Origin of the sequence: Deinococcus maricopensis DSM 21211 (genome assembly GCF_000186385.1) — a bacterium.
GTDB classification, from domain to species: Bacteria; Deinococcota; Deinococci; order Deinococcales; family Deinococcaceae; genus Deinococcus_B; species Deinococcus_B maricopensis.
Genome location: NC_014958.1, coordinates 1977521 through 1990556 on the forward strand (window position 1 = coordinate 1977521; position 13036 = coordinate 1990556).

At 69.7% G+C, this 13036-nt stretch carries 13 protein-coding genes; 3 read left to right on the forward strand and 10 right to left on the reverse strand.

All coding sequences use genetic code 11. From position 1 onward, the window contains the following. Nucleotides 1-68: 68 nt before the first annotated feature. From DEIMA_RS09255 to smpB, 3 genes are read right to left on the reverse strand one after another with little or no spacing between them, the layout of a single operon-like run. Entirely contained in the window at nt 69-611 is a 543-nt protein-coding gene (locus DEIMA_RS09255) for a GerMN domain-containing protein (RefSeq protein WP_013556989.1), read from the reverse strand. Beyond that, nucleotides 611-1936: an N-acetylmuramoyl-L-alanine amidase family protein gene (locus DEIMA_RS09260; RefSeq protein WP_013556990.1), complete on the reverse strand. Its 1326-nt coding sequence runs from the start codon at nt 1934-1936 to the stop codon at nt 611-613. The genes DEIMA_RS09255 and DEIMA_RS09260 overlap by 1 nt, the downstream gene beginning before the upstream one ends. Then, on the reverse strand, nt 1933-2355 hold the full coding sequence (smpB, locus tag DEIMA_RS09265) for an SsrA-binding protein SmpB (protein ID WP_013556991.1): 423 nt from the start codon (nt 2353-2355) through the stop codon (nt 1933-1935). Before smpB ends, DEIMA_RS09260 begins: the two co-directional genes overlap by 4 nt. Nucleotides 2356-2513: 158 nt before the next feature. Between smpB and asnS the strand changes: the two genes are divergently transcribed. Continuing rightward, entirely contained in the window at nt 2514-3848 is a 1335-nt protein-coding gene (gene asnS, locus DEIMA_RS09270; protein WP_013556992.1) for an asparagine--tRNA ligase, read from the forward strand. A 59-nt stretch (nt 3849-3907) separates the two neighbouring features. On the opposite strand, the gene DEIMA_RS09275 is transcribed toward asnS, so the two are convergent. Together DEIMA_RS09275 and lnt are read right to left on the reverse strand one after the other, a co-directional pair. Next, nucleotides 3908-4753 carry a DUF4384 domain-containing protein gene (locus DEIMA_RS09275; protein WP_013556993.1) on the reverse strand — a complete coding sequence of 282 codons (846 nt, stop codon included), beginning with the start codon at nt 4751-4753 and terminating at the stop codon, nt 3908-3910. 106 nt (nt 4754-4859) lie between these two features. After that, the gene (gene lnt / locus DEIMA_RS09280; protein WP_013556994.1) at nt 4860-6329 is read right to left on the reverse strand and encodes an apolipoprotein N-acyltransferase; all 1470 of its coding nucleotides are present in this window, start codon (nt 6327-6329) and stop codon (nt 4860-4862) included. A gap of 49 nt (nt 6330-6378) precedes the next feature. On the opposite strand from lnt, the gene DEIMA_RS09285 reads away from it, so the two are divergent. Continuing rightward, nucleotides 6379-7080, forward strand: coding sequence for a metallophosphoesterase family protein (locus DEIMA_RS09285; protein WP_013556995.1), 702 nt, complete (start codon nt 6379-6381; stop codon nt 7078-7080). 53 nt (nt 7081-7133) lie between these two features. Here the strand turns inward: DEIMA_RS09285 and DEIMA_RS09290 are convergent, their stop codons facing one another. The 5 genes from DEIMA_RS09290 to DEIMA_RS09310 form a co-directional block, all read right to left on the reverse strand. Further along, nucleotides 7134-7736 carry a DedA family protein gene (locus DEIMA_RS09290; RefSeq protein WP_013556996.1) on the reverse strand — a complete coding sequence of 201 codons (603 nt, stop codon included), beginning with the start codon at nt 7734-7736 and terminating at the stop codon, nt 7134-7136. A gap of 169 nt (nt 7737-7905) precedes the next feature. Then, nucleotides 7906-9051, reverse strand: coding sequence for an aminotransferase class V-fold PLP-dependent enzyme (locus tag DEIMA_RS09295; RefSeq protein ID WP_013556997.1), 1146 nt, complete (start codon nt 9049-9051; stop codon nt 7906-7908). Nucleotides 9052-9154: 103 nt separating this feature from the next. Beyond that, a complete protein-coding gene (locus DEIMA_RS09300; protein ID WP_013556998.1) occupies nt 9155-9733 on the reverse strand; it encodes a P-loop nucleotide/nucleoside kinase family protein in 579 nt (192 codons plus the stop codon). Nucleotides 9734-9801: 68 nt separating this feature from the next. Beyond that, on the reverse strand, nt 9802-10911 hold the full coding sequence (locus DEIMA_RS09305) for an acetate/propionate family kinase (RefSeq protein ID WP_013556999.1): 1110 nt from the start codon (nt 10909-10911) through the stop codon (nt 9802-9804). A 618-nt stretch (nt 10912-11529) separates the two neighbouring features. Next, the gene (locus DEIMA_RS09310) at nt 11530-12381 is read right to left on the reverse strand and encodes an MBL fold metallo-hydrolase (protein WP_013557000.1); all 852 of its coding nucleotides are present in this window, start codon (nt 12379-12381) and stop codon (nt 11530-11532) included. Between the two features lie 119 nt (nt 12382-12500). On the opposite strand from DEIMA_RS09310, the gene DEIMA_RS09315 reads away from it, so the two are divergent. Beyond that, nucleotides 12501-13019 (forward strand): ferritin-like domain-containing protein, encoded by a 519-nt coding sequence (locus DEIMA_RS09315; RefSeq protein ID WP_013557001.1) that lies wholly within the window; start codon nt 12501-12503, stop codon nt 13017-13019. Nucleotides 13020-13036 lie beyond the last annotated feature (17 nt).

A 13036-nucleotide genomic window follows, 5' to 3' on the forward strand; every position in this document is an offset into this window, starting at 1 on the left:
CGGAGCGGCCCGGCGCGCGCTGCGTCCGGGCCGCTTGCGGGGCGGGCAGGCCCCGGCGCCGCTGTACTTCAGTCTTCGCAGTCGTCGCGCAGGAACGGCGAGCGCAGGTCCACGTGCCCCAGCAGCGTTTCGACGTTGCGGCCGTTCAGCAGGAACGTGACGTCGCGGCCGCGGCTTTCCAGCAGCGTGCGCGTGAGGGTACACACGATCATGCGTTCCCCGTCCGAGCCGTAGTTCAGGCGCGCGTATGCGGCGGGCAGGTTCACGAAGTAATGCTCGCCCCGCACCCAGACGTTCGGCACATCCGACCCTTTCGGCACGACGGGCAGCGCGTCGCCGGAGGTCGGCCCGGCCACCCAGGCTTTCAGAGCGGCGCGCGCCACGGCGTCCGGTGCGTTCGACGTGGCGCTCACGGTGCGCACTTCCGGCCGCATGGCCTGCACCTGATCGTCCGTGAAGTAGAGGCGCGCGCGGACCTGCTCGACGCTCCCGAGCTGCAGCTTCGGCGGTTTCGGCGCGGCGGGCGGCTGACTCACGACGTGATCGACGAACGCGGCGCTCACGAGCAGCAGCGCGCTGATCACGTTGAACGGGGACAGCAGGGGCCGCATCACGCGCCGCCTTTCGTGACGCGCGCGGCGAGGTACGTGGCGATGCTGCGCGCCACGGCCTGCGCGAGGTTCGCGCGCGCCTCGGCGCTCGCGAGGCGCGTGCGGTCCTCGGTGTCCTGCGGCCACCCGAGCTCCAGTTCGAGCGCGGCGTGCGGCGCTTCGCGCAGCATCAGGCGGCGAGTGTCCACGACGCGGCGGGCGTCCAGACCGTCGTTTTTCAGTTCGCCGCGCAGCATGTCGCTGAGGCGGCGCGTCTCGCCGACGTCCCCGACGACGTACCGCGCGAGCGGGAACGTCTTCCACTGCCGGAAGGCGCTCAGGATCTCGCTGTCGGCGGCGCCGCTGCTCTCCACGACGGTCAGGCCGGAGCGTTTCGCGCCGGGGAAGCGGCCCACGGTGAGGCTCACGAACACGTCGCTGCGGCGCGCGAGTTCCGCGCGTTGCGCGGGCGTCGTTCCGGCCTCACGGGTGAGTTTCACCTGCCAGCCGGCCTTGGTGAGCAGTTCGCCGGTGGCGCGGGCGACTTCGAGGGCGGCGTCCGCGTCGCTGTCCGGGTCGAGGACCACCAGGGGACGGGCGACGTTCGCCGTGATGGCCGGCACCGTGAGGGGCAGGCCCGGACCGACGTCCAGCACCACGCGGACGCTGCCGGGCCGCACCACCTTGAAGGCGCGGTAGCCGCTGCCCGCCGTGAGAGGCGCGGTGACGACGAGGCCGGCGTCGCCGGACGCGACGGTGACGCGCGGCAGGTACGCGCCGCGCGTGGTGTACGTGCCGGCCTTGCCGCGCGCGCCGCCGAGCGTGAGGCGCAGCTCACCGTTCACGAGCTCCTCGGTGAGGGGCACGTCGCGGTTCACGTCGAACACCAGGCGGTCCACGCGCTGGCCGGCGCGGCTGCTCACGCCCGCGACGGTCGGGGCGGGCAGCGCGAACGTGCCGGGCGTGTACTGCGCGCCGAGGCCGCGCGCGAGCGTGTCGAGCGGCAGGTACAGGCTGCCGTTGATGATTGTGGCGGTGCGGGCGTTCACGCGTTGCGTGTCGAGCTGCACGGTGTTGAAGTCGGTGGTGGCGCGTTGCTGGTCCTCGTCGAGGGGCAGCAGCAGGACGTGCCCGAGACCTTCGGCGCGAATGACGCTGCCGTCGCGGGAGACGCGCAGGACGCTCGCGAGGGCGTCGTCACGCGCGTATTCCGCGCCGTACAGAGTGACGCTGGGCGTGGCGCGGCCGAACAGGTTCAGGCGGGTGAAGGCGATCTGGGCGCTGGCGAGGCCGGCGGCGAGGAGCGTGGCGGCGGCGAGCCAGCGCAGGCGAGGGCGGGGCGTCATGCGTCGCGCATCTCCCGGCGCGCTTCGCGGTCCTGCTCAGCGCGGCGTTTGTCGTGGAGTTTCTTGCCGCGCGCCACGGCGACTTCCACCTTGAAGTGCCGCCCTTTCTGGTACAGGCGCGTGGGAATCAGCGACAGGCCTTTCTGGGTGAGGGCGCGGCGGAGCTTCTCGATCTCCTGGCGGTGCAGGAGCAGGCGGCGGGTGCGGCGCGGCGCGTGGTTGTTGTAGGTCGCGTCCTTGTACTCGGGGATGTAGAGACCCTCGAGGTCGACGTTGCCGTTCGTGACGCGGGCGAAGGCGTCGCGGAAGTCCACGCCGCCTGCGCGGACGCTCTTGACTTCGCTGCCGGTCAGTTGGATGCCCGCCTCGAATCGCTCCAGCAGTTCGTATTCGTAGTGCGCGCGGCGGTTCGTGTACACGGCGGCATTCTAGCAGCCCGGATGAGACAGACTGAAGTAAGTGAATAGTTTCACGATAAATCGGGTTCGTGAACGAATTCTTCCCAAGCTGACCTTTCAGGCCCCACCCTCCACCAGACACGCGCTGCGGACCACGGCAGCGTCCGTATAATCGTCGAATGACTCGCATTCGCGACCTGCAAGCCCACATCGGCCAGACCGTCACCCTTGACGCCTGGCTCACCGACAAGAGCGGCAAAGGCAAGATCCAGTTCCTCAAACTCCGCGACGGCAGCGGCTTCGTGCAGGCCACCGTCTTCAAGAACGACGTCACCGAGGACGTCTTCGAGAGCGCCAAACGCCTCACGCAGGAAAGCAGCGTCCGCTTCACCGGCGAGGTCCGCGCCGACGAACGCGCACCCGGCGGCGTCGAGCTCGCTGTCCGCGACCTCTCCCCCGTCCAGGTCAGCCTCGGCGAGTACCCCATCACCCCCAAGGAGCACGGCATCGAGTTCCTGATGGACCACCGCCACCTGTGGGCCCGCCACCGCCGCCCCTGGGCGATCCTGCGCGTCCGCGACTGCGTGCAGCGCGCCGTCGTGGACTTCTTCCACGGCGAAGGCTTCATCCGCTTCGACGCGCCGTTCTTCACCCCGAACGCCGCCGAGGGCACCACCGAACTCTTCGAAATCGACCTGTTCGGCGAGGACAAGGCCTACCTCAGCCAGACCGGCCAGCTGCACGCCGAAGCGGGCGCCCTCGCGTTCGGCAAGGTCTACACCTTCGGCCCGACCTTCCGCGCCGAAAAGAGCAAAACGCGCCGACACCTCCTCGAATTCTGGATGATCGAACCCGAAGTGGCGCCCAGCAACCACACCGAGAACATGAACCTGCAGGAACGCTTCGTGAGCTTCCTCGTGCGCCGCGCCCTGGAGGAATGCACCGAGGAACTCCAGCTGCTCGGCCGTGACCTCGACAAGCTGCGGCCCGCCGCCGAAGGGAACTACCCGCGCGTCACGTACACGCAGGCGCTCGACATCATCCGGCAGCACATCGAGGACCGCGACCTGCCGCCCAACGTGCAGGACGACGTGCAGCCCGTCGAGTGGGGCGACGACCTCGGCGCGCCGCACGAAACCATCCTCGGGTACCACTTCGACCGGCCCGTCATGATCGAGAAGTACCCGGCGGCCATCAAGGCGTTCTACATGCAGCCCGACCCGCAGGACCCGACGGTGGCGCTGTGCGACGACATGATCGCACCCGAAGGGTACGGCGAGATCATCGGCGGCAGCGAACGCATCCACGACTACGAACTGCTCAAGGGCCGCATCGAGCACGAGGGCCTGCCGCTCGAGGCGTTCGACTGGTACCTCGATCTGCGCCGGTACGGCAGCGTCCCGCACGCCGGCTTCGGCATGGGCCTGGAGCGCGTCATCGCGTGGATCACCGGCATCGACCACATCCGCGAGGCGATTCCGTTCCCGCGCATGCTCACCCGCATGCGCCCCTGAAGCGCCACCCGGCAGAAGGCCGCCCCCGCAGTCCGGGGGCGGCCTTCTGCCGGGGTCGGTCAGCTTTTCGTCTGGCGCTGAATGACCACGTCGTACGTCATGGACTGCGCGCGGCGCTTCACGGTGAGTTTCGCGGTGACGCCCTGCTCGTACGTGAAGTCCCCCGTCATCTGGCCGGGGCTGGTCGTCGACAGGCCCGCCACGTACCCCTGCGCCTTGAGCTGGTTCGCGTAGAAGTTGTACGTCTCACGCAGCGACAGCGTCGACTGGAACGTGGACTTCCACGAAGTCGTCGTCGTGGTCGTCGGGACGGGCGGCGTCGCCACCTTCGAGGAGATCTGGTACTGCGCGACGTCCGTCACCCAGTCCTTCGACGGGAGCGGCTTCACGACGATGCTCAGCGCCTGCGCGAGGCCCGTCTGACCGGACACCGTCACGGTCGCGAACCCGGTCTTCTGGTCGGCCTTGAACTGCGCGATGTCGTCGAGGTTCAGTTTCGTTTTGCTGGCGAGCGCCAGGACCTTGTTCACGCCGGCCGGACCGGCAATGTCGAACGTGAACTTGTCCTGCTGGCTGGGGAACGCCTTGGTGGTGTTCGCCCGCACGAAGTTCTCGCCGCTCGCGAAACGGTTCGGGAGGATCAGGTCCACGTTGCCTTTGCCGTCCACGTTGAACAGGTACACGTACGCGTCCTGGTTCGTTTTCACGTTCAGGGTGATGTGCTCGCCCGCCACGTACGTCGGCACCTTCGTGCCGGTCGTGTCCTTGGCGGTCCACACGTTCACCTGCAGGTCCGGCTTCACAGGGTTGACGATGATGCTCTGCGAGCTGATGGTCGGCGTCGTCTGCGCGGCGGCCACACTGGCGGCGGCGGCGATAGTCGCGGTGATCAGGAAGTGTTTCATGCCTTCACCGTGCCACGCTTCACCTGACGAAAGCTGAGCGGCGCCTGACGCCCGCGCGCGGGCGTCAGGTTCACGCGCCTTGAGCACGGCGTTCAGCGTGCGAACATTAATAAAGGCGGCGGCGCCGCGCCCGCCCGTCCACCCCGACGGCCAGCAGCACCAGCAGCGCCGCCGCGACCAGCGCGGGCGCGTCCCCCACGCGGACGTACACCGTCTGCGCCGTGGACGGCACGAACCGTGCGTGCAGCACGCCCTCGCCGTGGTCCAGGCGCTGCACGACGCGGCCCAGGTCGTCAATGACGGCGGCCACGCCACGGTTCACGCTGCGCAGCACGTACCGGCGCGTCTCGATGGCGCGCACGCGGCCCATCATCAGGTGCTGCTCCACGCCCCACCCGACGAACCACCCGTCATTGCTGACGTTCACGAGCACCTGCGCGCCGTTGTGCGCGAGGGCGCGCGTCACCGCCGGGAAGATGCTGTCGTAGCAGATGTACGTGCCGTACGCCACGCCGTTCAGGGTGAGAGGCGCGCGCGCCTCGCCGGGGCGCGTGGACGCCAGCGGAAAGTGCGTGATGTGCTGCTCCACGGCGGCGTACACGGCGTTCAGTTCGTCGCGCAGGGGGAACAGCTCCCCGAACGGCACCGGGTGGGCCTTGTCGTAGCGCGCGCCGATCCGCACGTCCGGCGTGATGCTCACGGCGGTGTTCATGCGCGCGGTGAGCTGCCCGCGCTCGTCGAACGTGAAGAAGCCCAGGCCGCTCAGGCCGGGCGCGGGGAACTGCGGCAGGTACGACGGGTCCGGCAGGGCCGTCTCGCTCCACACGACGATCTCGTCCGGGCGGCGCGCGGCGGACAGCGTGCGGCTCTGCTCCACCAGCGGGACCGTGGCGCTCTGCGTGGCCTTCTCGAACGAGTCGATGTCGGTGCGCAGCAGCAGCGCGCGCCCTTCGGGGCCGCCGGCGGTGAGGGGCGCGCGGCCCGCTATCACGCCGTACGTGGTGCCGCCGGCGAGCAGCACGAGCACGCCCAGCAGGGGCCGCCACGCACCCCACACGGCCGCGACGAGCGCCGACGCGGTAAGGGCCACCAGCAGGTTCAGGCCGTGCACGCCCACGAGGTCCGCGACCTGCACGAGCGGCGTGGGCAGCAGGGTGTACCCCACGTCCGCCCAGGGGAACGGCAGCGGCCCGAGCGTGCGCGCGTACGACAGCAGCGTCCACGCGCCCGCCAGCGCCCACCCGCGCGCGAGCGGCTCGCGGACCGCGCGCGCCGTCAGCCACGCCGTGAGCGCCCAGAAGCCCGCCTGCAGCAGGATCACCGGCACGAACATGACGGCGCCGAACGCGCCGAACCCGGCAGAGAAACTGACCGGCAGCCAGAACAGCTGCACCGTGAAGTACGCGAGGCCCGCCCAGAACGCGGCGGCGCTCGCGGCGCGGGCGGTGGGCGCGCGGGCGATCAGCGCGAACACCAACGCGAGCGGCAGGGCGCTCAGGGCACTCCAGGGTTGAGGAAGGCCGCACGCGGCCAGCAGGGCCCCGGCGAGCGCGGGCGCGACGACGGTGATGAACACCCGCCCACTTTACAAGCCGGCGCGCGCGGTGGTGTATCGTGGGGGCACCTTGAGACTGGCGTTCCTTAGCGACTTGCACGGCAACATTCACGCGCTCACCGCCGTGAAACGCTTCCTTCAGGAGAACCCTGTGGACAGCGTCATCGTCACTGGCGACCTCGTCGGGTACGGGGCGAGCCCAGGGCCGATCATCGACTTCGTCCGCCGCGAAGGCTGGCCGTGCGGCATGGGCGGCAGCGACGCGCGCGTGGCGTTCAGCTTCCAGGAGCGAAGCGAACGCAAGGGCGTCGCGGACCAGGTGCTCGCGTGGACCCGCACGAACCTCACCCCGGACCAGCTGGAGTTCCTGCGGCGCCTCCCCACCGGCGGGCGCGTCATGACGCCGCTCGGGCGGCTGCGGTTCTTCCACGGCAGCCCGCACAACCCCGAGGAGCGCCTGAACCTGATGGCGCCCGACCAGGAACTCGAAGCGGTCGCGCAGCAGCTCGGCGCGCGCGTCGTCGTGGTCGGCGGCACGCACATCCCGTTCATGCGCACGGTCGGCGAGACGACGTTCGTGGACCCGGGCAGCGTCGGCCTCACCCTGAACCACGAGCCCGGCGCGGACGTCGCCATTGTGGACGCGTCGGGCCGCCGACCGAAAGTCACGCTGCACAAGGTGCCGTACGACTATCACTCGGCGGCGTTCGACATCATGGCGTGGAGTCTGCCGCCGGTCATCGCGGACGTCATCCGTAACGGCCGCATGTGACGCAAAGTGTGAGGGGCGCGCACCCAGACAGGTGCGCGCCCCTCACACTTTGCCTACTTCTGCCGGCGGCGCCGGCGAATGACGCTCACGACGATGTACAGCAGCAGGCCGCCCAGGATGAGGTACGTGGCGGGCCCGAGGTACTGCTCGACGCGTTCGTAATGCTCGCCGAGCAGCAGGCCGAGCGACGCGAGCAGCGTGGACCACAGGGCCGTGCCGATGCTGGTGTACAGCAGGAACTTCGGGAGCGGCATGCCGGAAATGCCCGCCGGGATGGAGATCAGGCTGCGCACGCCCGGGACGAGGCGCACGAACAGCACCATCTTGTGCCCGTGCCGGTCGAACCAGTCGTCGGCCTTGCGGATCTCATCGCCGGACACCGTGAGCCACGCGCCGTACTTGTCGGCCCACTTCACGAGGCGTTCCTCGCCGACGACCTTCCCGATGTAGTAGAGCGGCAGGGCGCCCAGCACGGAACCGACCGTGCCGGCGATCACGACGCCGACGAAGGTGAGGTCGCCGCGCGAGGCAGTGAAGCCCGCGAGCGGCATGATCAGTTCGGACGGAATGGGCGGAAAGACGTTTTCCAGGCACATCAGCAGCGCGATGCCGATGTACCCCATGGATTGCATAAGGTGTTGAATCCAGTCCAGCATGAGGTCTCCTGGGCGCCCGTCGGGGCGCGCCGACTGCACCGTACCGCAGGGGCGCGCGCTTCGACCTTGCCTTGAAGTTCACGAAAGCACGCGGGGGCGCGCGCGGCGTCCACCGAAAGGCGGAGGGTGACCGTGCGCACGGCCGCCCTCCGTGGGGGTGCGGGTGGGTTCAGGCGGGAACGGCGGCGAGCGCGTCGTCGAAGCGCGCGCGCAGGCCGGGGGCGCCCAGCAGGTCCTCCAGGGCGGTCATGAGGGTGCGGTACGGGGCGGGGCGCGCGGCCTCGCCCATCAGGCCGAGGCGCCAGATCAGGCCGGCGGTGGGGCCGAGACCGCCGGTGATGCTGATGTGCCGCTCGCGCAGGGCGCGGCGGACGCCCGCGTCGTCGAGGCCGTCCGGGAGGCGCAGCGCGAGGACGGTGGGGAGGCGCGCGGCGGGGTCGCGGACGAATGGCGTGAACCCGAGGGGCGCGAGGGTCGCCTGGATGGCGCCGCTGAGGTGCCGGACGCGGTCGCGGCGGGTGGTGAGGCCCTCGTCGAGCGCGGCGCGCAGTGCAGCGTGCAGCGCGAAATGCAGGTTGACGGGAACGGTGTGGTGGTACGACTGGCGCTCCCAGTAGTCGCGCAGGCCGTCGAAGTCGCAGTACCACAGGGGCGTGCGCTCACGGCGCGCGTGGAAGCGGTCGAAGGCGCGGTCACTGATCATGACGGGCGCGACGCCGGGCGGGGCGGACAGGCACTTCTGCGCGCCGGTGTAGGCATAGTCCACGCCCCACGCTTCGGCGTGGAAGGGCTCCATGCCGGCGGTGGTGACGGCGTCGACGGTGAGGAGCGCGCCGCTTTCGCGCGCGAGGCGTGCGATGGCCGGGACGGGGTTGAGGACGCCGGTGCTGGTTTCGCCGTGGACGACGGCGACCATGCGGGCGCCGTCGAGGTGTGCGGCGACCTGCTCGGGGTCGATGGGTTCGCCGAGGGGGGCGGTGACGGTGCGGACGTGCGCGCCGTACCGCTCGGCCATTTCGGCCATGCGCGCGCCGAAGCTGCCGTTCGCGCACACGACGACCGTGTCGCCGGGCTCGACGAGGTTCGCGAAGCCGGCCTCCATGCCGAGGCTGCCGGTGCCGGCGAGCAGGGCGGTGAAGGTGTCGGGGGTGGCGCCGTACATGGTGCGCAGGTCCGCCTGAATTTCGCGGTTGAGGGCGAACACGTCGGGGTCCATGTGGCCGAGCATGGGGCGGGTGAGGGCGTGCTGCGCGTGTGGGTGCAGGGGTGTGGGGCCGGGCGTCAGCAGGGTGTGTTCGGAATGCTCGGGCAACATTTGGCGCACAGTATACCCCTCAAAGAAATCAAATTGCGCCGAGTATCCGCAAAGGGCTAGGTTTGGTTTTTTTATTGCGCGGAGCTTCGTACACGCGCGCGGATCAGTTACAGTCCGGCGGGCACGACGTCACCTGTTGCGCGTGCGCGAGAATCCGCTCCACCGCCGACTCCACTTCCAGCGTGCAGGTGTCCAGCTCCAACGCGCCCGGCTCCGGCGGCAGCAGCGCATGACGCGCCATCAACGCCGCGAGTGCCTCCGGGTCCCGCAGCTTCAGGCGTGCCGCGCGGTCCTCGTTTCCCACCCGCGCCAGCAGCGCGTCCGTCGAGCACATCAACCACACCGGCACGAACCGCGACTGCCGCGCCCGCGCCAGCGCCTCCACCCGCGCGAAGTGCGCGCGGTCCTCGTCCGCATCGACCAGCACGTTCGTGAACACGTAACTCAGGTCCGGCGGCGCGACTGTGCGGATCGCGTCGAACACCACGTCCGCCACGCGCGCCACCAGCGGCCACGCCCCGTCCGGAACGGGCCGCACGCCGTCCGCGCCGATCGCCTGAAACACCGGATCGTTCATCAGGTGGTTGTCGATCAGGCGCGCGCCCGTGCGCCGCGCGAGCTCCACGCCGATCGTCCGCTTGCCAGAACCGGGCCAGCCCACCAGGTAGTAAAGGCAACGCATGCCCTCAGCATGCCACCACGCGCGACGCCGCGCCCCCGCCCGTCACTTCATGCACGGGCCCGCGACGGTCAGGCGAGCAGCGTCGTCGCGGTCTGCCGCGCGATCTCCCCTTCCTCGTCTGTCGGAATGACCAGCGCCGCCGGCATCTCCCCGGCGAGCGTGATGCGCGTCGTCTGCCCGCGGCGTTCGTTGCACTCCTCGTCCAGGTGGAACCCCAGGAACGACAGGCCGTTCACGACCTGCGCGCGCACCCACGGGTCGTTCTCGCCGATGCCGCCCGTGAACACCAGCGCGTCCAGGCCGTTCATGGCGGCAGCGTACGCGCCGACCTGCTTGCGCAGGCGGTACACCATCACCTGCAAGGTCAGCTGCGCGCGGTCCGCGCCGGCCAGGGCCGCGCGGTGCAGGTCGCGCAGGTCGTTGCTCACGCCGGACAGGCCCAGCAGGCCACTCTCGCGGTTCAGGATGTCCGAGGCGCGCGCCGGGCCGTGCTTCGCGGCGAGCCATAGCGCAATGGCCGGGTCGATGTCGCCGCTGCGGGTGCCCATCACGAGGCCCTCCAGGGGCGTGAAGCCCATGCTGGTGTCGACGCTCACGCCGCCCTGAACGGCAGCGGCACTCGCGCCGTTCCCGAGGTGCAGCGTAACGAGCTTCAGGTCCCGGAGGTCCTGGCCAAGGACGTGCGCGGCTTCCCGCGCGACGAACGCGTGGCTGGTGCCGTGGAAGCCGTAGCGGCGCAGGCCGTGCTCGCTGTACAGGTCGTATGGGATGGCGTACGTGTACGCGTGCGGCGGGAGGGTCGAGTGGAACGCGGTGTCGAACACGGCCACCATGGGCACTGCGGGGAGCAGCGCGCGGGCGGCGCGGATGCCCTGGAGGGCGGGCGGGTTGTGGAGTGGCGCGAGGGTGCTGAGGCGGTCGAGGTCCGTGAGTACGGCGTCGGTGATGCGGGTGGGGGCGCTGAAGCGCTCTCCCCCGTGGACGACGCGGTGCCCGACGGCTTCCACGCGGGCGGTTTCGGGCAGGGTCGTCATGGCCTGGTGCAGCGCGGCGGTGTGGTCGGGGACGTCGGTGCCGATGCGTTCAACCAGGCCGCGCGTGAGGACCTCGCCGGTGTTGGTGTCGATGAGTTGGTATTTGAGGCTGCTGGAGCCGGCGTTCAGGACGAGGACCTGCATGGGCGTATCGTATGGGCTGCAAAGATGAAGTGGTATTAAGTGAATAGTTTCACGATAAATCATACTCGTGAAACTATTCTTCGCTGTAAAGAGACGCCTGCACGATGCAGGCGTCTCTTTACAGGTCAGGTCAACAGTGGGAAGGCCGCTGCACAGGCCGGGCAACAGCGGCGCTCCTGCACGATCTGTGTGCCCTGGCCACCCGGATCGGGGCGCCGCGTCCGGCGACGGACGCGCACACGGCGCCGGTCAGGCTGACCGAGGCCTGGATGCGCCCGTGGGCGCGCGGGGAACGTGACTTGCCGGGTCTGAACGGTCAAGAGCACGCTCGGCGTGCCCGGGATCTGCGTCTGTCCGCAGGATTCGCAGTGGTACATCAACACAGCCTTGGTGTGGGCGACGGCTGCAGCCCATGAGGTGCCCGCACGAACAGCGGGGCGCGGCTTCAGATGAGGCGTCGAAGCGTCGCAGTATTAAGTGAACATCCTGGCGGCGTTGGCGAGGGAAACCCAGCATAGGGTCAGGCCGCGTCCCGTGAAGTGAACGCAGCGTAACACGCGCCGCCACCGCAGGCAAGGCGCCCCCAAAGCAGGGCGGGCGCCTTGCCTGTGCGCGGGCCTACTGCTCGCCGAACACCGGAACGGCCGTGTACCCGCGCTTCGCCGACTCGAACCGGCCGAACGGCGCGTGAGGGTCGTGCGGTGGCGCGATGATCGCGCCGGCTTCCGCCCACGCTGGAAAGTACCGCTTGCGGACTTCCAGGTTCGTGACCGGGTACAGGTCGTAGCCCATGTTGTACGCGTACGGCGCGTGCACCAGCGTCGGCATCAGGTCCGCGCACGCCACCAGCATTCGCCCGCCCGACTGCAGCACGACGCCCTGCTGCCCGAGGTTATGGCCCGGCAGCGGCACGACGCTCAGGCCCGGCAGCAACTCTGTCTCGCCGTCCACCACCTCGAACAGGCCCGCCTCGTGAATGGGCATGAACGTGTCCGGAATGTAACTCGCGCGGTTCCGGTCGTGCGGGCTGAGGGCGTCCTCGAGTTCCTGACGCTGCACGACGTAGCGCGCGTTCGGGAAGGTCGGCTGGCCGAGCGCGTCCGTGTTGCGTCCGCAATGGTCGAAATGCAGGTGCGTGTTGATCACCAGGTGGATGTCGTTGGGCGTGAGGCCCACGGCGCGCAGGCCCGTAAACAGCGTCTCGTCGCGCTCCACGGCGTACATCGCGTCGAACTTCTCACCGCCGCGGTCCCACATGCCCGTCTCGACAAGGACGTTCTGGCCGCCCAGTTGAATCAGCAGGGGGTTGATGCGCAGCGGAATGCGGTTGTCCTCGTCGGGCGCGGTCAGGTTCGCCCACAGGGCTTTCGGGACGACGCCGAACATCGCGCCGCCGTCCAGGCGGAACTGCCCGTCGGTGAGGGACGTGACGCGGGCGTCGCCGAGGGTCAGGGTATGCAACCAGGTCATGCGCGGAGTCTAACAAGTGTTAGGCGAACAGGCGTAAAGGTCACTTCATGCCGCTGCCACGCGCACGGGCACAGCCCTGCCAACACTGAAGGGCAACGCCACCCCAAGGAGGAGCCACCATGACGAACCCCGAGCCCAGCCTGACCCTGCCGATGACCGACCTGCACGACCTGTACCTCGAACAGCTCCGCGACGTGTACTCCGCCGAGACGCAACTCGTGCAGGCCCTGCCGACGATGGCGGACGCCGCCACGGCGCAGGTCCTCAAGGACGGCTTCCACGCGCACCTGCAGGAGACGCTCGGGCAGGTCGAGCGGCTGGAGCGCATCTTCGCGGACCTCGGCGAGCAGCCGGGCGGGCACACCTGCCAGGCCATGCAGGGCCTCATCGCCGAAGGTCAGGAGATGATCCGCGAGAAGGCCGTGCCCGCCGTGCGCGACGCCGGCCTGATCGCCGCCGCGCAGCGCGTGGAGCACTACGAGATCGCCGCGTACGGCACCGTCCGCACGTACGCGGACCTGCTCGGGCACCCGGAGCACGCGATGCTGCTGCGCACCAGCGAGGACGAGGAGAGCGCCGCCGACCAGCGCCTCACGGCGCTCGCGGGCCGCATCAACGTGCAGGCGATGCAGGGCTGAGCAGTAGAGAGAGGCGG

Coding starts and splice junctions, on each gene's coding strand:
- DEIMA_RS09255 (WP_013556989.1), bottom strand. CDS start 611: ATGCGGCCCCTGCTGTCCCCGTTCAACGTGATCAGCGCGCTGCTGCTC.
- DEIMA_RS09260 (WP_013556990.1), bottom strand. CDS start 1,936: ATGACGCCCCGCCCTCGCCTGCGCTGGCTCGCCGCCGCCACGCTCCTC.
- asnS (WP_013556992.1), top strand. CDS start 2,514: ATGACTCGCATTCGCGACCTGCAAGCCCACATCGGCCAGACCGTCACC.
- DEIMA_RS09275 (WP_013556993.1), bottom strand. CDS start 4,753: ATGAAACACTTCCTGATCACCGCGACTATCGCCGCCGCCGCCAGTGTG.
- DEIMA_RS09290 (WP_013556996.1), bottom strand. CDS start 7,736: ATGCTGGACTGGATTCAACACCTTATGCAATCCATGGGGTACATCGGC.
- DEIMA_RS09295 (WP_013556997.1), bottom strand. CDS start 9,051: ATGTTGCCCGAGCATTCCGAACACACCCTGCTGACGCCCGGCCCCACA.
- DEIMA_RS09300 (WP_013556998.1), bottom strand. CDS start 9,733: ATGCGTTGCCTTTACTACCTGGTGGGCTGGCCCGGTTCTGGCAAGCGG.
- DEIMA_RS09305 (WP_013556999.1), bottom strand. CDS start 10,911: ATGCAGGTCCTCGTCCTGAACGCCGGCTCCAGCAGCCTCAAATACCAA.
- DEIMA_RS09310 (WP_013557000.1), bottom strand. CDS start 12,381: ATGACCTGGTTGCATACCCTGACCCTCGGCGACGCCCGCGTCACGTCC.
- DEIMA_RS09315 (WP_013557001.1), top strand. CDS start 12,501: ATGACGAACCCCGAGCCCAGCCTGACCCTGCCGATGACCGACCTGCAC.